The 20,677-nt window shown below is 48.9% G+C and carries 19 protein-coding genes and 2 tRNA genes; 4 read left to right on the forward strand and 17 right to left on the reverse strand.

All coding sequences use genetic code 11. The annotated features are described in order from the left end of the window. Nucleotide 1 precedes the first annotated feature (1 nt). Nucleotides 2-382, forward strand: coding sequence for a hypothetical protein (locus tag aalo17_RS07465; RefSeq protein WP_067557672.1), 381 nt, complete (start codon nucleotides 2-4; stop codon nucleotides 380-382). 149 nt (nucleotides 383-531) lie between these two features. On the opposite strand, the gene aalo17_RS07470 is transcribed toward aalo17_RS07465, so the two are convergent. The 4 genes from aalo17_RS07470 to aalo17_RS07485 form a co-directional block, all read right to left on the reverse strand. Further along, nucleotides 532-1,260: an isopeptide-forming domain-containing protein gene (locus aalo17_RS07470; protein WP_067557674.1), complete on the reverse strand. Its 729-nt coding sequence runs from the start codon at nucleotides 1,258-1,260 to the stop codon at nucleotides 532-534. Next, nucleotides 1,244-2,092 (reverse strand): class C sortase, encoded by an 849-nt coding sequence (locus aalo17_RS07475; protein ID WP_203225808.1) that lies wholly within the window; start codon nucleotides 2,090-2,092, stop codon nucleotides 1,244-1,246. The genes aalo17_RS07470 and aalo17_RS07475 overlap by 17 nt, the downstream gene beginning before the upstream one ends. A gap of 107 nt (nucleotides 2,093-2,199) precedes the next feature. Further along, entirely contained in the window at nucleotides 2,200-3,825 is a 1,626-nt protein-coding gene (locus tag aalo17_RS07480; RefSeq protein WP_067557677.1) for a SpaA isopeptide-forming pilin-related protein, read from the reverse strand. A 67-nt stretch (nucleotides 3,826-3,892) separates the two neighbouring features. Further along, the gene (locus tag aalo17_RS07485) at nucleotides 3,893-8,266 is read right to left on the reverse strand and encodes a SpaA isopeptide-forming pilin-related protein (RefSeq protein WP_067557678.1); all 4,374 of its coding nucleotides are present in this window, start codon (nucleotides 8,264-8,266) and stop codon (nucleotides 3,893-3,895) included. Nucleotides 8,267-8,506: 240 nt separating this feature from the next. Between aalo17_RS07485 and aalo17_RS07490 the strand changes: the two genes are divergently transcribed. Then, complete coding sequence (locus tag aalo17_RS07490; RefSeq protein ID WP_067554245.1) at nucleotides 8,507-8,806, forward strand: transposase; 300 nt, start codon at nucleotides 8,507-8,509, stop codon at nucleotides 8,804-8,806. Next, the gene (locus aalo17_RS07495) at nucleotides 8,803-9,690 is read left to right on the forward strand and encodes an IS3 family transposase (RefSeq protein WP_067554248.1); all 888 of its coding nucleotides are present in this window, start codon (nucleotides 8,803-8,805) and stop codon (nucleotides 9,688-9,690) included. Before aalo17_RS07490 ends, aalo17_RS07495 begins: the two co-directional genes overlap by 4 nt. Nucleotides 9,691-9,824: 134 nt before the next feature. Here the strand turns inward: aalo17_RS07495 and aalo17_RS07500 are convergent, their stop codons facing one another. Genes aalo17_RS07500 through aalo17_RS07510 form a run of 3 tightly spaced genes read right to left on the reverse strand, consistent with a single transcriptional unit; the run spans nucleotide 9,825 to nucleotide 11,331 of the window. Continuing rightward, a complete protein-coding gene (locus aalo17_RS07500; RefSeq protein WP_067557681.1) occupies nucleotides 9,825-10,445 on the reverse strand; it encodes a hypothetical protein in 621 nt (206 codons plus the stop codon). A gap of 12 nt (nucleotides 10,446-10,457) precedes the next feature. Further along, nucleotides 10,458-11,024 carry a signal peptidase I gene (gene lepB / locus aalo17_RS07505; RefSeq protein ID WP_067557684.1) on the reverse strand — a complete coding sequence of 189 codons (567 nt, stop codon included), beginning with the start codon at nucleotides 11,022-11,024 and terminating at the stop codon, nucleotides 10,458-10,460. Continuing rightward, entirely contained in the window at nucleotides 11,002-11,331 is a 330-nt protein-coding gene (locus aalo17_RS07510) for a hypothetical protein (RefSeq protein WP_067557687.1), read from the reverse strand. The genes lepB and aalo17_RS07510 overlap by 23 nt, the downstream gene beginning before the upstream one ends. A gap of 616 nt (nucleotides 11,332-11,947) precedes the next feature. On the opposite strand from aalo17_RS07510, the gene aalo17_RS07515 reads away from it, so the two are divergent. After that, nucleotides 11,948-12,023: transfer RNA gene (locus aalo17_RS07515), tRNA-Lys, on the forward strand. 708 nt (nucleotides 12,024-12,731) lie between these two features. Here the strand turns inward: aalo17_RS07515 and aalo17_RS07520 are convergent. The 10 genes from aalo17_RS07520 to murI all read right to left on the reverse strand — a co-directional run bounded on the left by aalo17_RS07520 (nucleotide 12,732) and on the right by murI (nucleotide 20,424). Next, nucleotides 12,732-13,208: a hypothetical protein gene (locus tag aalo17_RS07520; protein WP_067557690.1), complete on the reverse strand. Its 477-nt coding sequence runs from the start codon at nucleotides 13,206-13,208 to the stop codon at nucleotides 12,732-12,734. Between the two features lie 160 nt (nucleotides 13,209-13,368). Next, nucleotides 13,369-13,444, reverse strand: a tRNA-Lys gene (locus aalo17_RS07525). 54 nt (nucleotides 13,445-13,498) lie between these two features. Continuing rightward, nucleotides 13,499-14,245 (reverse strand): DeoR/GlpR family DNA-binding transcription regulator, encoded by a 747-nt coding sequence (locus aalo17_RS07530; RefSeq protein WP_067557693.1) that lies wholly within the window; start codon nucleotides 14,243-14,245, stop codon nucleotides 13,499-13,501. Between the two features lie 95 nt (nucleotides 14,246-14,340). Next, nucleotides 14,341-14,907 carry a cytidylate kinase-like family protein gene (locus tag aalo17_RS07535; protein WP_067557696.1) on the reverse strand — a complete coding sequence of 189 codons (567 nt, stop codon included), beginning with the start codon at nucleotides 14,905-14,907 and terminating at the stop codon, nucleotides 14,341-14,343. A 98-nt stretch (nucleotides 14,908-15,005) separates the two neighbouring features. Continuing rightward, nucleotides 15,006-15,728, reverse strand: a complete 723-nt coding sequence (locus aalo17_RS07540) for a CBS domain-containing protein (protein WP_067557699.1) — start codon at nucleotides 15,726-15,728, stop codon at nucleotides 15,006-15,008. Beyond that, complete coding sequence (locus aalo17_RS07545; protein ID WP_067557702.1) at nucleotides 15,725-16,204, reverse strand: dihydrofolate reductase; 480 nt, start codon at nucleotides 16,202-16,204, stop codon at nucleotides 15,725-15,727. Before aalo17_RS07545 ends, aalo17_RS07540 begins: the two co-directional genes overlap by 4 nt. Nucleotides 16,205-16,212: 8 nt before the next feature. After that, nucleotides 16,213-17,085: a thymidylate synthase gene (gene thyA / locus aalo17_RS07550; protein ID WP_067557705.1), complete on the reverse strand. Its 873-nt coding sequence runs from the start codon at nucleotides 17,083-17,085 to the stop codon at nucleotides 16,213-16,215. Next, nucleotides 17,069-17,938 (reverse strand): Cof-type HAD-IIB family hydrolase, encoded by an 870-nt coding sequence (locus aalo17_RS07555; RefSeq protein ID WP_067557707.1) that lies wholly within the window; start codon nucleotides 17,936-17,938, stop codon nucleotides 17,069-17,071. The genes thyA and aalo17_RS07555 overlap by 17 nt, the downstream gene beginning before the upstream one ends. 317 nt (nucleotides 17,939-18,255) lie before the next feature. Then, nucleotides 18,256-19,653, reverse strand: coding sequence for an aminopeptidase (locus tag aalo17_RS07560; protein WP_082743314.1), 1,398 nt, complete (start codon nucleotides 19,651-19,653; stop codon nucleotides 18,256-18,258). Nucleotides 19,654-19,659: 6 nt separating this feature from the next. Continuing rightward, nucleotides 19,660-20,424, reverse strand: a complete 765-nt coding sequence (gene murI / locus aalo17_RS07565) for a glutamate racemase (protein ID WP_067557710.1) — start codon at nucleotides 20,422-20,424, stop codon at nucleotides 19,660-19,662. Between the last annotated feature and the right edge of the window lie 253 nt (nucleotides 20,425-20,677).

Genomic DNA, 20,677 nt, shown 5'->3' on the forward strand with positions numbered 1-20,677 from the left:
CATGAAGAACAACAAAAACAGGCGAAATTCAATTTATGACCCGATGAATGCCCGGGATGTGGAACAGCTTTCCAAAATTATCATCTTTCGTGAACTCGACCTCTTCGACGTCCATGACCTTGTCTCCATAGACAAATACGAGAATGGTGCCCTGCTGGAGCGGTTTCCCACCCTCGAAAACTGTTTCTGTCTTGTGCGGGATGGCCGCCTGATCTGTGTCCTGGGCTGTTACCTCATAGAGGATACGGTGGGTGAATACCCGGAAATGGTGGTGAATGTGTTTTCCGCCAAAGGGCTCCAGGATGCGGAAATCGCAGACTCTGCCCTGATCTGGGACAAGGGGATGGAGTTTAGGGCTGTAAACAGTAACATCCAGGCATGAATGTAAGCGTTTGAGTAGAACACTTTCATTTCGTATGGTAAGCTTTAGCCATCTCCTTCTAGACCATACATGAGCAGGGCCGGCATTGCCGGTCCTGTTTGTGGGTGATGATGACGAAAGCCCCGTTCAGCTGAGCGGGGCTTTGCGCGTTACCGGCTTTCCTTGCGCAGGTTGAAAAGGAGAAGAACGATGAACACAAGTGACAGCAGGAGCAGTCCTGCATACTGCATCCAGCCTGTTTCTGTGGAAGTGGGCGTCTTTCCCGGTTTCTGCGGTGTCTTATCCTTGGGAGGAGTGACCGGCAGTTTCTTCGGGTCCGACTTCGGCGTGGCAAACACGTCGTATTCATACACAGGGATCTCGCTGCCATTTTCATATATGGCTCTTGGCAGCGAGATTAGGAAAGGAGGCATGGCTTCATACCCCGGAGCTGCCTCCGGCTGGGTCACCAGCCACAGACCCAGAGAAATGTCATGATCAGCTGTGGAGAAATCCGCGATCCCGGTTTCGGGAACCTGTTCGGATTCACCAGCATACTTCTGTTTCTGTGCATACTCCATCAGTTCCCGGGACAGTTCGTGATTGACATCCAGATCATGATTGGCAAGCTGTTCATTCAGCCGCTCATTCGTGACAATCCCTGCGAACTCGGGTACCGCTTCAAACTCGTAGCCGGACGCCGTCTGTACGATATTTGCGACCTTATATATAGTGATCGTACCGCCAGGGACAGGCTCGCCTTTTGGCGTGTGGACCTCAAACCTCAGAGAAGCGGGATGATCCAGATCTATATAGTCCAGCTGTTCGGCCTGGACAGGCAGTCCCATACACAACAGCAATGCTGCCAGGCAGGCTGCCAGTTTACGAATCACTTTCATCAGGTTCTCCTTTCGATTTAGGCTTCCTAGTTTTTAACATAAGACAGAGGAACAAGAATATCAGTATTGGAATGGCAACACACATTGCCACGACCTTCGTATCGATCTGGCCGGCATCCGAAGCGGCTTCCCACTCCTTCAGGTTTTCCACACGGTGTCCCGTAATCAGAATCCGGTGAGTATTGATTCCATAGGGGGTACAAGTTACAAGTGTCAGCAGATCCTTTTCCGGATCGATGGCAAGTCCTTCAATTTCCTTCGGCTCGACAATACGGATTGTATCCACCTGATACGTCAGAGTTTCATTCAGCACCTTCAGGATCACATAGTCATCTTCCACAACCTTGTCCAGGTCCGTGAACAGCAGAGCTGATGGAAGTCCACGGTGACCGGTAATGACGGTATGGGTTCCAAGGCCACCTACCGGAAGAGAAGACCCTTCCAGATGACCAGCACCCACAGCCAGGACTTCCTCGGAAGTACCATGATAGATGGGAAGCGAGATATCCACAGAAGGAACAGTGATAGATCCCATGATGTCCGAACCACCAACGGACAGCTGTTTTTCATATTCTGCGTGTTCAGAATCAGTGGGATTGAATCTGTCATTGCTTTTTATCAGAGAATCGTTATATAGCTTTGCATTTGAAATTAACTCATCATATTTATGAGGAGCAAGGTTTTCTACTACATTTGAGTAATCATTTATTACTCGACTTCCTAGCTGAGTATTCCACCAGTTTGCCACTGTCGGATAGGCCAGCAATCCAAGACCCACCACAAATACGATGACAATGACAATCGTAGATAAGTGTTTTCTTATAAACTTCAAGTCATCATCCCTTTCAGCAAAGCCTGGAAAGCCAGGAATGTATTCCTGGCTTTCCAGGCCGAAGGAGAAACCTCCTTCAGCCTGAAAACGAGATTTAGAAGAAGAGATTAGTCTTTGCGAGTACGCTTGTTCGTTACGTAGAAGACTGCAGCACCGGCTACCATGACAGCACCTACGCCGTAAATCACGGTTGTACCCATACCACCGGTTTCGGGCAAGTTAGAAATTTTGGAGTTTTCTACTGTAACAGCCGGGTTGCTGTTTTCATCTAAAGTAACAACGCCTTTGTTCTGGCTTTCTACTGTAACTTTTTCATGTCTATCAGCATTAATAGTAATTGTTGTTTCGCCATTTCCGGGAATTGTATAACCACTAGGAGCAACGGTTTCTTTCAGTGTATACACACCTTCATCAACTCCATCCACAAACAGTAAACCGTTCTTATCCGTTACGAGTTTAGTTTTTTCGGTCTGACTCTGTACCCAACCAGCGAATTTATAAATCGTTTTAACATTCTCACCTTCACCAGTTGTAGTTACATTAAATTCTGCGAATTGCTGGTCACTATTTTTCAGAACGAACTGAGCACCTTCAAGTTTTTCATGATCTTTATCTTCCTTCGTTACTTGAATTTCATAGGATCCAACAAATACGTCATGGTGCTCTGTTTTACCAGTTCCACTTGTGCTTGGGTTATTCGAATATTCCAAGTATACTTCGTTTTTGTTTGTAAATTCAGTATTTGAGATAATTGCATTTTCATTCAAGGAGGCTGAATATTCCACAGTTACCACTATTGTACTGTTGTCAGAAAGGCCATCAACATTTTCAATTTTTGCCTTCAAATCTGCAATCGTAACCTGCAATTTATCTGTTGTATCCTCTGTTATCTGATCACCACTCTTTATAATTGCATCTTTAATGGGGATAGTTGTGGATGTTCCATTCGTGGTTACTACAGCATTAACGGATACTGTATCGTCACCGCCGTAAGTGATACCATCACTCCATGTATCGTGGAATACCAATTTGTAAGCATCATAATTTTTTATGTTATACCAGGTTAAGCTATTTGCTGTAAGCCTGAACTTAAACGATTTATGTAAATCCATATCGGCTGTGTAGCCCCAATCGCCATTAGTATCTTTTGTATCCTTGTTATCGTTATCTTGTACTTCCTTATCAACACCCGGTTTGTTGTTTTTTGGAGCAATGGTGATATCTTTTGTAGCTACCTGCAGAATACTAAGGCCAGCGTAATCATTCAGACCGCTAACATTTGTAGTGTCTACTAACAGCCAGTAACCAGTTGCCAGCTTATTATTTTGGCTTAGATCCTGAGGCGTTCCCAAAAGGCTTTTATTATCATCAAGAACCTTTGCGAATTGTCTTGCCACACTGTCTTTGTTATTAGCTGTAGCAAGTTTATCTGCTAAAGTCGAGGCACTCGTTGCACCGTCCAGTCCTTTAATTTCCACTGCTTTTTCAAGCAGTTTGCTTCTGTTTTCTTCAGGGATTTCATCTGCCCACTCGATCTGAGTCAAATCAGTCGAATCTGGAACTACTGAACCCTTGAATATTTTATATGCTACATATGAGTGATTTGCAGGTTCAGTTGGCAGTGTAACAGTAGCATCAGCAAATACAGGCATTGCATTGAGAAGGGAAGCTACAGGAGTCATTGCCATACTGAGAGCGAGTGCACCAGCGGCGAGGAGTTTGTTTGTTTTCATAAATTTCCTTTCTAACAATCTGTTGTTTGTTATGAATGATTCAATTGATGGAGGGGTTTGGGGAGGGTTAGTGAGCTTCACCTCCCTTTCTTCTCCGTCTCCGTTTATATCTGTACAGACAGGTACCGGTTAGGAGGAGGATCGTACCGGTTGCTGTATAGACCTTGGTTCCAGCACTTCCCGTTTCGGGGAGTTCATACTTTTGCAGTTCGTTTTCAATTTTTACCGAACTGAAACGAATGGTCTGAACATTTGCATCAACTTTTGTTGTATCTAAATTAATAGTTATTGGCTTTGAATTTTGTAATCGCAACAAGTAGCCTTCTGGAGCTTTTGTCTCGACAAGCGTGTACACACCTGGTTGAAGATCACTGAATATTAAACTACCGTTTTTGTCGGTTATTCCTGTTCTTAAGGGATTTGTTTGTAAATCCGTACCAGAGTATAAGTTGAACACAGCCCCTTGAAGTTTTTTATTACTGTTGGCACTATCAACTTTTTCAACCCGTAACTGATAAACAATCTTAGTGTTGGTAATCGTAAATTTGATTGGTTTTGTCGAATTATCAACATTGATTTCAATGTTTTCGAGATGATAGAAAACCGGATAGTGTGGATTATTATTATGTTTCCGACTTATCCCGAATGAGTTTACATCTGGATTTGAGTTGAATGTGACGAAATCGCCTTTAGGCCCCTCACCATCCCAGCTATACAATGTTGCTTTATTACCGTCATATAAGAAACCATTCAAATCGTTACTATTACCATATTTAGAGCTAAACTGGATTCCGTTATCAGATTCATAAGATCCAACTAGATAATGACCGTTACTCCTGGTCATCATCAATCCCGTTCGCCCTGATATATTTTTGGCTGTAAGTACGGCTAGATTATTCTGCTGTAAATACCCTGATTTTTGACCGTCAACCGAAGATACTTTATTGGTCAGTTTAACCGTGTCGTTAGAATCTATATCATGTTCATGAGTTGTGTTCTTTAAACTCTGATCAGTAGATTCATCTACAAGCAGATACTGTTTTCCAGCTTCAATGCTATTTGCCTTAACCCATACTTGTTTTTGTTCTGTCTGAGGGCCATCAATAACAGTTTGGTATGAAGCCACATATCCAGGAATAGATTCCTCTTCGACAGAGTAAATATAGTTTTTACCGCTAATATCAGAAGTTGGCATTGCACCCCATTCATACTGCCAATTCGAGTCTTTATTCAATTGCACTTCAGAGACTTTTTCTCGACTGGAATCATCCTCTCCATCCAATTTTCTGTATAAAGTGATTTTAATATTTTTATCTGTATAATCTGTTGAGTCCCCTACCCAGTTCTTCTCAACTCTGATTTTTCGTACTGGAGTTTTAATATTTACAAATGTTGCTGGGCTTCGAACATTAGATAAGTCAATTGTCCACCCAGTTATATGTGTAGTTCCATTGATTGGATCAACTACGATAGAGTCATGTGTAATGGATGGAGTAACTTCAATATCATCTGGGTATTGAGAAACTGTTATTTTGTTTCCATTCGAATTATGTTGAATAGTTGTATTGTATTCTAATACTATTATCTTTACTTTATCTTGTGTTATTGGATCAACATATTCTTTCTCTATCGGTTTGCTACATGATGTCGAATATGGAATTCGAATCTCATAGGTTTTAGTATCATAACTAACATCAGTACGATTACCGTTAATCTCTTTTAGTACATAACTGGCAATACCAGAGGAGTTACTATCAATATCTGGTTTAGGATCGGGTTGAATTGCTATTCCATGAAATATAATGTTTCCTTGTGCATCTGATGTTCCTGTAGAAATCAAGGTTGTTTCATCTGAGCTCCAGAGTTGGAAAATAAACCCAGATTTATCACTTTCTTGAATGGCGCCATCCTTGTCCGTTATGGCTTTAGTTGACTTAATCGAGATAGGCTCAGAATTAAAAATCTCTTTTACATTACCTCCAATCATATAGCCATTAATTAGAATCCCACCTCCATGCATATCTGAACGGTTACCCTCAATTATCAGTTTTGATGGTCCTTCTTTTAGATTACCGGCTGTTAAACCCATACAGGTCTTAGAAGTCAGCCATCCACTTTCGACGTTAGTGACTACACCACCATCAACATTTCCTGTCCAAGAGGCTCCCTGATCTCCGAACATGCCATAAACACTTGCAAAGAAACATGTAAAGTAATCATGAGCCTGGTCCTTGTTAAGCGATATTGCTGTTGAGTAGGTACCGTCATATGGTTTTTCTCCTGCTGACCATCTTTCTCCGTTACCTAATTCATTTTTATTAACTACTACTTTTTCATCTACTGCGATTTTTCCAGTCGAACAGCCAGCAATTCCGCCGCCATAGACATAAGCCCAGTTATTTTGAACTGTAGCTCCTCTCGGCAAAATCAGATTCGCAGTGTGGCCAACGAATATTCCACCTCCGCCCCACTGATTATTAGTCTTTGTGATATTTCCGGCAATTTTACCTTCAAACAGAATTGCTGTAGCATATCCATCGAAATTGCCACTACTGTCTTTTGCTTGTAATGACAGTCCTCCGCCTTCATTCAGTCGTGCAATATTATTGCTGATTTCACCATCGAGCATATATAGGGTGGTATTGGTATCAGATAAGCTAATCCCGCCACCAGAATTGTCGGTCATATTACCGTGGATTAATGCACCTTCACGGAGATAGACACTGGCCCCAGATTCAGCCTTAATTCCACCACCAGTCGCCCAGGACCCAGATGGATTACCTTGAGCGCTATATACTGCGTTTGCACAAATTTTTGCGGAATTTACGTTCAGAGTGGCTCCTGACTTTACATTTATTCCGCCGCCACCATTGTTTCTCGTACCTACAAAAGCATTTCCTGTACCTGTTTGTGTGATATTTCTGCAAATCTCGACGCCACCGTCTAAAGTCACAGTTGTTGTTCCTTGAATAAGAATTCCTGCACCTGGTTCTTTTATACCAGAAGCACTTCCATTGGAATTATAGTCTCCAACATGGTCAGTAATCGCACCACCATTCACGTTTAGAGAGCCATTGGATATATTAATTCCGCGATGACCACCGGCAATAAAAGCATCAGTCAGTTGAATGTTTCCAGCTGAACTGGATACAATCCCGGTTCCTTTTTTGGTGTAGAGGACAGCCTTAGATATTTCAAGGCTTCCATGGCCGGATATAGTGATTGCATTCCCATCTTCACTTTGCAAAATGCCAATACGATTTAAGCGAGATTGTTGCCAGTTTTGATTTACTGTTTGCGACGGATCGTTAGGGTTCTCATCAGTTACGTAAGAACTCTTACTATTCGTATAAACAAAACTACTGTTAGTTCCCTGTTGTAAATTTGTTCCAGGGGATCCCCCACGGAAATTTTCATCATTTTCATATCCGTTGGATCTTGAATCTATAATTCGCAATTTATGATTCCCTGATACTTCAAACAGCGAGCTATTTCCTTTAATATAATGGCCTTGCAAATCGATTGTTGTAGTACCCTCTCCACTTAACTTGTGGTTATTATTACCTTCTCCATAGTTTAAGGACCAATTATCTATATTTTCGGATACGTAATTCTCTTGGCCCCAGTTTATATTTTGATCGTTTTGACTTAAGGATTTGGGTGTCCGAGATTCATTAGCCAACGTATACACTGTAAAGCTGTTACCCTTGAATCTGATACTGTCAGTAGTCTGAGTTGTTTCCAGCTTATCCTTGGTTTTCTCTATAGATTCGATCTCACCGTTCTCAAAGAAGTGGAAGATACTGGTCTTGTCTTTATTTGATTTATCATCACCTTCAAACTCAATCTCCACATGCACCGGCTGCATAGGTTCCACTTTCTGGAGCTCCATGTTCTCATCCCGTACGTAGAAGGTCAGGTCATAGTTCCTGAAGGTATAGCTCTTGTCTTTGTCCAGCTGTTCCTGGACTTTTTTCTGTTCCTCTTCGGTCAGTTCGACTTTCTTTGCCTGGAAGACTACATCTTCGGTTTCAAAGGTGCCTGCATTCCAGCTGACTTTAATCTTCGCTCCGTCTTCTGCCTCGACTTCCTGTGTGAAGTCATAGGTCACAACAGTCTCTTCATCTTTGGGTTCCTCAGCCGGCTTTTCTTCATCGGCTTTCGGATCCTCTTCCGGCTTCTGTTCATCTTCTGTCGGTACTTCCGGATCGGTCGGTTCTTCCGGCTGTTCCGGATCGGTGGATTCTTCTTTCTGGATGGCTTTCCATACGGAGTGAACATCCACGTCAGTTTTGCTGAAGGTTTTCTCCCTGACCTGATTATCCCAGTCGCCCATCCAGGCCTTGACTGTTTCTTCCATCACTTCATTGACAATGCCGGCCTTGAGCTGGTCTTTTTCGTCATAGACGAACAGGACATCTCCAGCCTCGGCTTCATCCACGGCTTTGAGCTCGCCTTTGTCATGTAGCTGTTCCAGCCAGTCGGATACATGCTTTTTCGCATCGGCTGTTTCAATACCTGCATAGTGCAGGACAAATCTTGCATAGGCTCCGGCCCAGTCTTCATAGGGATCTTCATCCCACTGTGACCTTAGAATAATTTACGGACAGTCCATTTAGAGATTCTAAGAATACCGGTATCTATGTCATAGAACTACAATCACTATGAAAGAGGAAAATCTATGGCAAAGAAACGTAAAACATTTACAGATGAATTCAAGCAGGATGCGGTTCAATTTTTGACTAACCATCCAGAAATGACCGTTATAGAATGTGCTGAAACACTTGGTGTAGGCCGCAGCACCCTGGAAAGATGGAGGGCAGATTTCAACCGATCCGGTCTTTCAGCTGTGACAGCTCATAATAATGACAAGGAAGAAAAAGACCTTCTCAAAGAAAATGTCAGGCTTCAACGAGAACTCAGGGACTCACAGGAGGCTTTGAAGATTCTAAAAAAAGCCATAAGCATTCTGGGAAACTGAAGCAGGTCGAATACGAACTTGTTGCCGAGGATCATAAAGCTGGAATCCAATTCTCGGTATCCAGGGTGCTTCATAAACTTGGTCTTTCAAGATCTGGCTATTACGACTATTTAAAGCGGAAACCCAGCCACCAGGAAAAGCGCAGGCATGATGTGAAAAAGGCCATCCTTCAGATTTATGAAGACAGCCACGAAAACTACGGAGCGCCAAAAATCGCTAAAATCCTGAACTCAGGAGGGATCTCCATTACAGAAAGGACCGTTGGTGTTTATATGCGTCAAATGGGGATCCGAGCACAGTGGGTCAAGCCTCATACACAAACCACAATACGAAGTGATTTCAGTGGAAATCTGAAGAATCTTCTGGATAGAAACTTCTCTCCGGCTCACCCAAACTGCGTATGGTGCACAGATATCACCTATATCCACACAAAGCTGGACGGATTCGTTTACCTTGCCTGCATCATGGATCTGTATTCCAGAAGGATCATTTCCTGGAAGCTTACAAAAACGCTGGACACAGGTCCAATTCTGAAATCGATCGAAGAAGCCAGAAAACGCCGGCCGTCCCAGGAACCGATAATGATTCATACGGACCGAGGAATCCACTATACCTGTGATCTGTACAGAAAACTGACCAGAGGAATGATTCGCAGTTATTCAGCAAAAGGAGTTCCGTATGACAACGCCTGTATTGAATCATTCCACTCCCTGATCAAGAGGGAATGGCTGAGCAGGTTCGATATACAGAACTACAGGCATGCATACCGACTGGTGAGTCAGTATATAGATGACTGGTACAACCCTGAACGGATACACAGCCACTGTGGATATATGTCCCCAGCAGAATATGAAGTAATGTTCCAAAGGACCAGCACTGACTGAGAAAGAATTCTGGAGCGCCCTTTACAGTGGGCTATCCCCTGGTAGACTGATGAGCCTTCAGCCAAGAACTGTCAGATATTGACTCTTTGGATGAAGGCAAGAGAAAGGGGTCCAGGGGATAGTGGGCCCCACTGTCAAGGGAGGAAGCGGAGGAAATCTTTCGTAGAATTGGCAGTATCTGCCGACTCTCTAAAATCAGTGTCCGTTTTCTTGACATAGGACCACTGACCGTAACGGGTAATGCCCTTTTTCTCTGTTTCGTTTTCGACAACGTAGTTTCTCTCGGATTCCTTATAGCCCTTCTGGCTTTCCGCAATCATCAGGACTTTTTCCGTATCAGACTTGTCCTTCAGTGCTTCTTCATCAGGAAGGGTCTTCTTCCAGTCCTCTTCGGTTTCCTTGTCGGCTTCGGGATCGGAGAAGCACTCCAGGCTGTGGGTGTGCTCTTCCTCTGTACATTCCAGCAGCTCACGGTAGCATTCATCGGAATGCGTGTGTTCTTCCAGCGTGCAGGTCAGGTTGCCATCGGCATCGTAGCAATCCATTCCGTGCTGGTGTTCTTCCCTGCCGCAGGACTCGATTTCCTTGTAGCACTGCTCTGTGTGTTTATGCTCACTGCTGCCGCAATAGGCCTGGGCTTCCTGCGTAATGGCCGGAAGGATCAGGGCGTAGGTGGTGCAGAACACCACAATGCAGGACAGGATCCGCACAATGCGTTTCCAGGCCTTGCCTGAAAATAACTTTCCCTTTCTCATATGTTCACCTTCTTAATTGACACTTCCCAATTGCGACAGTGGCCAGATCGTGTAGACCAGTTTTCCGACCACCTGTTCAGCAGCGACAGGACCAATGGACTTGTTGCGGGAATCTACCGACACACTGCGATGATCCCCCATCACAAACCACCGTCCGTCCGGAACCTGGTAGGGCAGATCAATGTTGGTATCGCCATAGGCAAGTTCATCCACATATGGCTCTTCCAGCTGCTGCCCGTTCACGGTCACCGTTCCGTCTTTGGTGATATCGACCCAGTCACCGGGGCCGGCTATGACGCGTTTGACGAGAATCTTGTTGTTGTAGTAGAACGCAATGACGTCACCGGTCTTGAAGTCACCGGACTTCACGGCCGCAACGAGATTGCCTTCCTGGAGGGTGGGTTCCATGGATCCGCCGTAAACTTCCAAAACGGGCATCCACAGGGTGGCGACCAGAATGGCGAAAGCCGCCACGGTCACGAGGACATAGATGGTGGACTTCAGGGTGCTGCGGTACATCTTCCCGTGCTTCACCCGGTCCAGTTCTGCCCTTACCTCATGACTGCTCGGGCGTTCCATCTGACAGCTCCTCTGCCTCACTGACAGACACTGTGTCTTCTGAAGGACTCTGATCTGTCGGTGGTTCACTCTGCTCCAGGTTTGCCTGGTAGATCTTCAGGGCTTCGTTGGCGGCTTCGAAGATGCCTGAGAGCTTCAGGGCTGCCTCTGCGAGAGACCCTGTGTTCTGGCAGATTAGCCGGCGGGATTCAATTTCCTTACGCAGCTCTTCGTTTTCGTGGCGCAGCCGTTCGTTTTCTTCGGTGGCATCCAGAAGCATTTCCAGAAGTTCCTGCCGGGAACTCTTTCTCAGTCGTTTGCTGTCCATATCCACCGCCCTTTCTCTGTAAGCACTTTCTTGTTGGAATCTATCGTGGAAACGTTTACACCCTTCAGGAAAATAAAAGGCAATAAATCAGTTTAACGAAGGGTTCCGACATCAACTTTCTTTATGCAGTTACAAATTACCACATTTGTTTCCAACCAGAAACCCCTTTCAGTAAAAAATTCCAACTTTTTGAGCCAATTGCTTGCAATTTATTGTATAGTCATTTGTTTGTTTTCAAATTGTACTTATTATCCTGTTTTGTGTCATGAAACTTACTTTACTTGAGGAAATTATTGGGTAAAATTGACAAATATGCTGGCTGTGTAAACGCTTCAATCAACTCTGGATTCTCGAAACAGTCAATGATTTCTGTCTGTTTTGGAATTTATTGTCCCTTTTATTTCCGGTGAAAATCTCATAAACTGTACCCCGCTATGTTCCATTGTTTTACGTTTCGCAACTGTGTGCCAGTCCTGACAGGTACCATATCAGACTCCTGCTCCCCTGCTCCTTTGTCTGTCCAGGTTCTCGATTTCCTGAATCTGAAGTGGATTTTTCCTCTTTTCTCTTGCCTTCGGATACCGGTGGTGATAAGATAAACAAGCAGTCACGACATGGATCCTTAGCTCAGCTGGCAGAGCAACTGACTCTTAATCAGTGGGTCTAGGGTTCGAATCCCTAAGGATCCACCATTGTAAAAAACTGCAGCCCGTCTCGGTCGAGACGGGCTTTTTTTCGTCCATTTTTCACGGTTTGGACTGGAGAAGAGTTTTACTCTTCTCCAGTCCAAACCGTGAAAAAATAGGATAGTGATGTGTTGAAGATTGTGTAAATACGAAAATAACCAGACAGGTGTATGTCTGGTGTCAGAGAGATTGGTTGTGGTTCCCTGGCAGGAGCGGTTTTGTGCAGGAATGTTCGAGATACCGGAGGTTACGTTACGGTTCCCGGTCTGCCTGAATTCAGTGAGATACATTCTATATACAGTGGTATCTGGAAGTGAACAAATTACGCTGCTGTCGTTTCGTTGCAACACTGGAACAATGACAGCTGCGGATCTGCACGACTTTCAGTCCTGCCGCTCCGTCTCTTTCGACTGATTTTTCTTCCGGATTCTGATAACCCATTCCACATCTTCCTGCGAAGCTGTGAGTCTGCATCCCGGTTTATTCAATGTGCATTCGAGATTCTATGCGGTTATACCTGGCATAAGCAGAAGCACACCATCCATAGGTCAGACTCCTTTCTTCCGGTGCCCGTCATTGGATTGGATGGGGTGCATGTTTGCCTGTACTGACAGAGAACCGAGCAGAGCCGCGTAAACATGAAAGACCTGGGTGTTCAAGTATCCAGGTCTTTGTTCTTTCTGCGGTATGATCGTTTTTCCTCCTATACTCGGACTAAAGCGCAAGGATCTGGCCGTGTTCCAAAGCGGACTTGAGGTTAATGATCTTTACTCCTCTCCGTTTAAATCTGATCATGGCCCGGTCATGATCCAGCCGCTCGATCTTACCATGGCCGAATGTCCTGTGGCAGACAGGATTTCCCTCCCTGAACCGGCTCAGCAGCTTTTTCAGCTCTGTCGGTCTGGCTGTTTTCCTGGATACAGGTTCGGATTGCTGAATCGGCTCTGCATCCACCTCGTCAAACAGCCTGTTGAAAAACCTGCAGTCTTTGTTTGTGTTTTTCCCCAGCTGCGGTATGGCCATGCCATTGATCAGGCAATGCTTTTCGGCGCAGTTGCTGCAGGTATAACAGGAAGGGCGCACATCGCCATCTCCGTCATAGAGATTGATGATTGTCTGTCCGCAGCCGGTCCCGTAGCTGCCGCCTGCTGTCCTGTATTTGGCATAGTTCACCCGTCCATGTCTGCTCATGTTCTTCCCTCTTTTGAAACCACTTTCATAATCTAAGTATAAAGCAGTTTTCGCTTTACACAATGAAAGTCTGGATTTACAGTCAGCCGAGTACGGGCATTGTGTCAGAGTGAAAAACAGAATAAAAAAGCGCACCGTCTGGTGCGCTGCAGTTTCTGAATGGTGGATCCTTAGGGATTCGAACCCTAGACCCACTGATTAAGAGTCAGTTGCTCTGCCAGCTGAGCTAAGGATCCATGTCCAACTGCCTGACTATAATACCACGCCAGGCAGTGTATGTAAAGCCTATATCAGTCGTTGATCGAACGCACCACGGTACGGACGGGCTCGGTGTAGAGTTTATCTACATCGTCTTCAGAACAGATGATGTAGTCTCCCGGACGCCCGATCTTGCTGCCATCAGCAGCAGCCACAATTCGGTCTGCCATTTTGACAAACTGCTTCTTGATCTCGTTTTCCGTTTCTTCGGAGGTGTTGCAGGAACCGTCTGCGATGCCGTCGGGGCTGAGCACATACAGGTCGGCTTTCATATCTTTGATGCCTTCCAGAGCCCCTTCTCCATGCCAGGCATCCTGACTGGCGTCATACTTGCCGCCGGCGGTGAATACCGTCATGCCTTCCACGGGTGCCAGAAGCATCATGGTTTTGGCAGAGGTGGTGATCACGGTGCACGGGATCTTCTGCCTGGCGAGTTCTTTCGCAACGTAGTAGCCGGTGCTGCCCGCATCCAGGATCACGGTCATATTCGGCTTGATTTCGCTGCTAACGAGCTCTTTTGCGATCCTGGCCTTGGCATCCTTGTGCAGGTTCAGGCGGGCAGCAACGGAGGTGCTGCGGGCCTTTCCTTCACAGGACATGGCACCGCCTTTGACCCGCTGCAGGTATCCTTTTCCTTCGAGGTATGCCAGGTCATTCCGGATGGTCGCGATAGATGCTCCGAAATGGGCGCAGAACTCGTTGACGCTGACGACTTCCCTCTCCTGCAGAATCTGCCGGATTTCGGTTTGTCTTTCTCTGGCGCGTTTCGAATTATTCAACTTTAGGTCCTCCTGTTGTCATATGGATAGATTATACACCATTCGCGCAAAATCCAATAAACATATAATTAATTTGTATATTTAGATTCCCTTTATCAAGAAACAATCACAGACTGGAGAATATTCACGGTTTCTTCAATGCCCAGGCTGCTCGTTTTCAGGCACAGGTCATAGTACCAGGCTCTGCCCCAGGAGTGTCCTGTGTAGTATTTATAGTACGAGGCACGCTTCTTGTTCTTTTCCTTGAAGCGCCTGTCAAAGTCTTTTTCGTTCTCGCCGTAGATCGTCTTGATCCGGTCCTTCTTCCAGGCTTCATCGGCGTAGATGAAGACATTGAGGACATCCGTCCTGTCTTCCAGGATATAGTCGGCGCAGCGTCCCACAATGACACAGTTCCCCTTTTCCGCCAGGTCCAGGATCACCTTGCGCTGGGCGAGAAACAGCGAGTCCGAGAGGGAGAAAAAACCCATATTCCACATATTCCAGGACGTGATGTCCTCTCCATGCCGCTCGATGTACTCCGGGGCATAGCCGCTCTGTGCGGCGATCTTCGCAATGAGGGAATAATCGTAATACTCCCAGCCCAGCCGGTTCGCCAGTTCCTTTGCGATCGTTCGGCCGCCTGACCCGAATTCCCGGGTAATTGTGATCACTCGTTTCATACTTGTTCCTTTCTTTCTGCACATTCTGTTGTAAAATGCGCTTTTTTTGACACAACAGACCTGGATCTGAAACTCTCTCTCATTCCAGGCATTCCGCGCTACCTGCCTCCGCGACGCTCCGGATCCACGGCTTTGCCGTAATCCGGAAGGTCGCGGGCAATGTCGTAGACCGTGACCATGCCCTGAATCCGTTCCTTATTGTCCTTGACAAACAGGATCGCCAGACGCTGTCTTGCAGGTTTGCAGAAACGGGCTTCCAGGATGTGTACCGGGTCGTTTTCGTGACAGAACTCATAGCGCTCTCCATCAGGGTGGTCCAGCCTGACGTCTTCCAGCCACTGACTCATGGTCTCCTGCCGTTTCAGTTGCTTTCCGCTGACCAGCCGGCGGAACACCGCATTTTCGCTGAATACCCCGGCCAGCTTTCCGTCTTTCCGGATGGGGATCCGCTTGACATGCTTCGTCTTCATCAGATCCAGCAGCTCTCCCACGGTGCTGTTCATGTCGCCCCACAAAATGCCGGTCGTCATGATGTCTTTCGCCCGGGTGGGGTTCTCCACGCGGGCAATGACATCCTTCAGCTGTTCCATGAGCACAGGCTGTACGACAAAACCCGGCTGTCCCTGGATCTCCACATTGTTGTGGACGAGGATGTTGCGCAGGCCGCGGATTGTGTGAATGGTTTCCCGGTGGCTGTCAAAGTCCTCCAGCCCCGCCAGATAGTAATAGGGCGAGTCCTTGTCCTCCAGGTCATAGCGGGCCCGGACCAGGCTTTCAAAGGACTGGCAGAGGTTCAGGAACGATTCGTTGTCCTGGTTCATGGGCGTTCATAGCGGACATGGCGGTAGGCCAGCCCGTTTTCCTCCTGTCTTCCAAGTTCGGTGGCTTTCCAGGCATTGGCATCGAAGGCGGGAAAGTACACATCGGCGTCTGCATCGGCATCCACTTCCGTGAGCACCAGTGCACCGGCATATGGCAGCATCTGTGCATACAGACTCGCCCCCCCTATGCCGTAGACCAGTTCGTCCTTCGGGCCGTAGGCTTCAAGAAAGGCCTCGAGACTGTCGAAAATCTCGATGTCGGGATCGTCGCTGGTCATGGTCCGGGAAATCACCACATGGTGGCGGCCCGGGAGTTTGTGCGGGAGGGAGTCGAAGGTGTGTCGGCCCATGACAATGGTGTGGCCTCTGGTGGTCCGGGCGAAAAATTTGAGGTCTCCCGGGATGTCGAAAATGAGGTCGTTGTCCCTGCCCAGTTCCAGGTTCCGGCCCACGGCCGCAATGAGTTCCAGTTTCATGGCGGACCTCACTGTGTGAGGGCAAAGCGCAGTTTGCCCATGTGTTCATAGTTCTCCAGCTTCACGCTGGTGCAGGCGGTGCTGGAATCGAAGTCTTCAAACTCCGTTATGGCCGGGTCGATCCAGAGGGTCGGCGCAGGCTTCGGCTCTTCCTCCTGCCAGCGGCGGAGCTGTTCCTTCATGCCCTCGACCTGGTCCACGTAGATGTGGGCATCCTTGATGGACCAGTCCATGGTTCCCGGCTCCAGTCCCGTGACCTGGGCGATCATCATGAGCAGGACGGCATACTGGGCGACGTTGAAAGGCAGGCCCAGGGGGACGTCGCAGCTGCGCTGGTGGACCCACAGGTTGAGCTTGCCGTCGGTGACATCCCATTCGGTACTCCAGACACAGGGGGGGAGCACGGCGGTGTCAAGTTCGCTTTCCTGCCAGAGGGAAACGACTCTGCGGCGGTCTTCCGGGTCGTTGCGCAGGCTGTCAATGAGGCGCTGCGGGAGCCGGTATTTGTCCATGACGTAGCCATAGGCGGTGCCGATCGTATGGGCAAAGGACGGATCGAAGGACTTCAGGACTTTGCCTGTGTCTTCGTCGATCCACTTCCCTTCTTCGTTGATTTCCCACTTGTCCCAGATGTGGACATTGCGGTCCTGGAGCCAGCGCACGTCGTTGCTCCGGGCCTGCCAGATCCAGAGGATTTCCAGCACGGCCTGACGGATGAAGAGCTGCTTGGTGGTCAGGGCCGGAAAGCCGTCTTTAAGGTCAATCCGGAAGTGCCAGGACGGGATCTTGATGGAGTCGGTTCCGGTGCGGTTGTGCACGCGCTGGCCGTGGTCCAGGATTTCCCGGGCCAGGGTGCAGTACTGATCATCCCAGGCGGGCATTGGCGTCGTGCTCCAGCCGGTCGGTGTTGGCGGGCAACACCACGTTCTCGACGAAGTGGGCCAGGCCGTCCTGGTCGTTGGTTTCCTTGAGAACCACATCGGCGATTTTCTTGAGTTCGTCACTGGCGTTGGCCATGGCCACGCCCAGACCCACGGTTTCGATCATGGCTTCGTCGTTTTCCGCATCGCCGAAGGCCACCACGTGATCCGGGGTGATGCCGTAGTGCTTGCAGGCCTTTTCAATACCGAAGCCCTTGTTGATCCGGGGATCCATGTATTCGTAGAGGTTGTCGGCGGTCTGCATGCTGGTGTAGGCGGGATCGGAGAAGGTCGTGGCCCGTTGGCGGACAGCGGGCATGAGTTCCGGGTCCAGGAAGAGGATCAGCTTGTCGATCTCCCGGCCGGGGAGGAATTCCTGGAGATCCACCTCGTGTTCGTGTTCGCAGAAGAGTTTCGCATGGGCCCTTGTCTTTTCGGTGGACTTGCTGACAAAGCGGTCATTGCCGAGCATGCACTGGAAGATGACGTCCATGTCCTTGAAGTGCTCCATGATTTCCAGGATCTTGTCGCCGGAGAGCGGGTAGTATTTGTGTTTGGCTTTGGTGCGCATGTCGTAGAGGGCCCCGCCGTTCATGCCAATGAGGAAGGAAATGTCGTTTTCCAGGCCCCAGTCATGGACGAGGATCTGGCCGGATTCCACGGGGCGGCCGGAGGCAATGCCAAAGAGGATGCCGCGGTTCTTGAGTTCCCGGAGGACTTTGCGGGTTTCTGCGCTGACCTGTTTGTGGCTGTCGAGCAGGGTGCCGTCCAGGTCGGTGGCGATCATGGTCACCAGGGGTTGTTCTATGTTCATGAGTTTGGACTCCTTTCAGTGGTTGTTTGTTTCTATTGTACCATCGACCATGCCAACGTCCGGCATTGCGGAAGGTCCGCAGCGTCGATTTGAGAGAGTGGTTCGGATAAAGCAAGTGCGGGGTAGGACCCGGCATCGGCATATGATATCTTTGGCTGCATTCAGAAAAAACAGCCCGCAAACGCAGGCTGTATGATTGTTCTTTGAATGGAAGAGGCTGTCAGTCCCGGAAAAGCACAGGCATTTCCTGACTCCATCAAAGGGAACGAGGCTCAATGTGACGTGTCTGCCGTCCACTGTCATGGCCGGGAAACTGGTCACTCCATATTCTGCAGGAAGGCCAGGCAGGCTTTTTTGGTTTCGTAGAGGTCGGCCTTGGAGCTGACTTCGAAGGGGGCGTGCATGTTCAAAAGGGCCACGCCGCCGTCAATGACCTGCATTCCGTAGTTGGCGAGCAGGTAGGCAATGGTGCCGCCGCCTCCCAGGTCCACTTTGCCAAGTTCCGACATCTGCCAGACGACGTGGTTGTCGTCGAAGACCTTCCGAAGGGCTGCGACGAACTCTGCACTGGCGTCATTGGAGCCGGACTTGCCGCGGCTGCCTGTGTATTTGCCCATGGCGAATCCGCCGCCGAGCACAGCCTGGTTGCCATTGGGGCTGGAGGCTGCGGCATAGTTGGGATCGTGGGCTGCGGTGACGTCGTTGGAGAGTGCCGTGCTGTTCTGCAGGGTGCGGTTGAGGGCCACGAGGGAGTCGTTGCCCTGTGCGTGGAGCAGTTCCGCGACGAGGTTATCGAAGAAGCGGCTCTGCATGCCGGTGGCACCCACAGACCCGATTTCTTCCTTGTCGGCGAGAATCGTCATGGCGGTGCGCTTGACGGGTCCGCATTCGAGCTGGGCAATGAGGGAAGGATAGGCACAGGAGCGGTCATCCTGTCCGTAGCCCAGGACCATGGACTTGTCGAGGCCCAGTGTGCGGGCTTTGCCCTGGGGCACGATTTCCAGCTCCGCGGAAATGAAGTCCGCTTCGTCAATGCCGTAGGCATCCTTGAGCAGCTTCAGAATATTGGCCTTCACCGCATCCTTTTCCTGTCCCTTTTCGGGAATGGAACCGAAGAGCACGTTCAGGTCTTCCCCTTCTACGACTTCCGGAGCGGGTTTCTTCATCTGCTCGGCAGCCAGGTGCGGCAGCAGGTCGGTGACAACAAAGACAGGATCGTCTTCGTGGTCGCCAATGGCCACATCCATCTGGGTGCCGTCCTTGAGCACGATCACGCCATAGAGGGCCAGGGGCAGTGCGGTCCACTGGTATTTCTTGATCCCGCCGTAGTAATGGGTGTCCAACAGGCACAGTCCGTCGGCTTCATAGAGCGGTTTGGGTTTCAGGTCCAGGCGCGGGGAGTCAATGTGGGCACAGAGAATGTTCATGCCCTGTTCCAGCGGATTGCTGCCGAGCTGCACCAGGGCAATGGCCTTGCCCATCATGTTGAACCAGACTTTGTCGCCGGCTTTCAGGGTCTCGTGGTTGAAGATCACCTCATTCATGTCGCGGTAACCAAATCCCCTGGCCAGGGCAATGGCCTGGTCCACCACACGTCGTTCGGTTTTCCCTTCGGAAATAAACTGCATGTAGTTGTCGGCGAATGTCATGACGGTATCGAGCTGTTCGGGTGTATAGGTGTCCCAGGCGGTTTTCGCGGGTGTTTCCTTTGTCATTGGTTGTCAGTCCTCCAGTCTGTCATACAGCTTCCGGGACAGGTCCAGCTTGTCCGGGTCGCTGTTTCTGAATTCTATTTTACCACCGGCGTCATTGAGACTGCCGGCGAGCACATCCTTCAGGTGCCTGGCAGTACCCCGGTTGCCGTCTATGAATGTGACGTTGGGGAACAGCTGCTGCAGGCGGTCTTTGTAGAAGACAAAGTGGGTGCAGCCCAGGACCACAGCATCCGGGTGATCCGACCGGGTCATGCAGTCCTGCAGGACCTGGTCCACGGTGTCGGTCTTGTCCAGCCGGTCCTGCTCCACGAGCTCCACGAGTCTGGGACAGGGCACTCGGGTGACGGGGATGTCCTTTCCCCATTTGTCCATGAGGTCCTGAAACTTCTTCTCCTTGAGGGTGAGATCCGTGGCCCACACCGCAATGCGTCTGTTGGTGTGCTGGTCCACGGCGACTTTCAGGGCCGGCTCCATTCCAATGATGGGGATGTCATACTTGGCCCGCAGGTATGGAACGGCGGCACTGGTGGCGGTGTTGCAGGCTATGACAATGGCTTTGCATCCGGCATCCACGAGCTGCGCACAGATGGCATCCGACAGGTCCCGGATGGTGTCTTTGTCTTTGGTGCCATAGGGGTTGTTGGCGCTGTCCCCGAAGTAGACCAGGTCTTCAGCCGGCAGTTCTTTATATACTTCATGCAGGACGCTGATGCCGCCCAGTCCGGAATCGAAGAGTCCGATGGGGTCCTGCTTTCTGTTTCTGGTAGTCATCGGATTTATTGTACAACAGGGCTCAAGGACGGGACAGGATGTAAAAAACAGAGAGCCGAAACTCTCTGCGTGCTTTGCTGTCCACTTTGGGGATGCGGTCCGCCTTTCCTGAAATCAGTCGTCAGTTGTCATAGTCAGCTGCTGGAATCCTTAAAATCGGAAAGATCGACTGGCTCAGATACTTTTCCCGACTTGCAGTTGCGAACAGCCTGATCCATTTCCCTAAGTGTCCGTTCCGAAATCTCTTTGGGCC

This window comes from Faecalibaculum rodentium (genome assembly GCF_001564455.1).
Lineage (GTDB): Bacteria > Bacillota_I > Bacilli_A > Erysipelotrichales > Erysipelotrichaceae > Faecalibaculum > Faecalibaculum rodentium.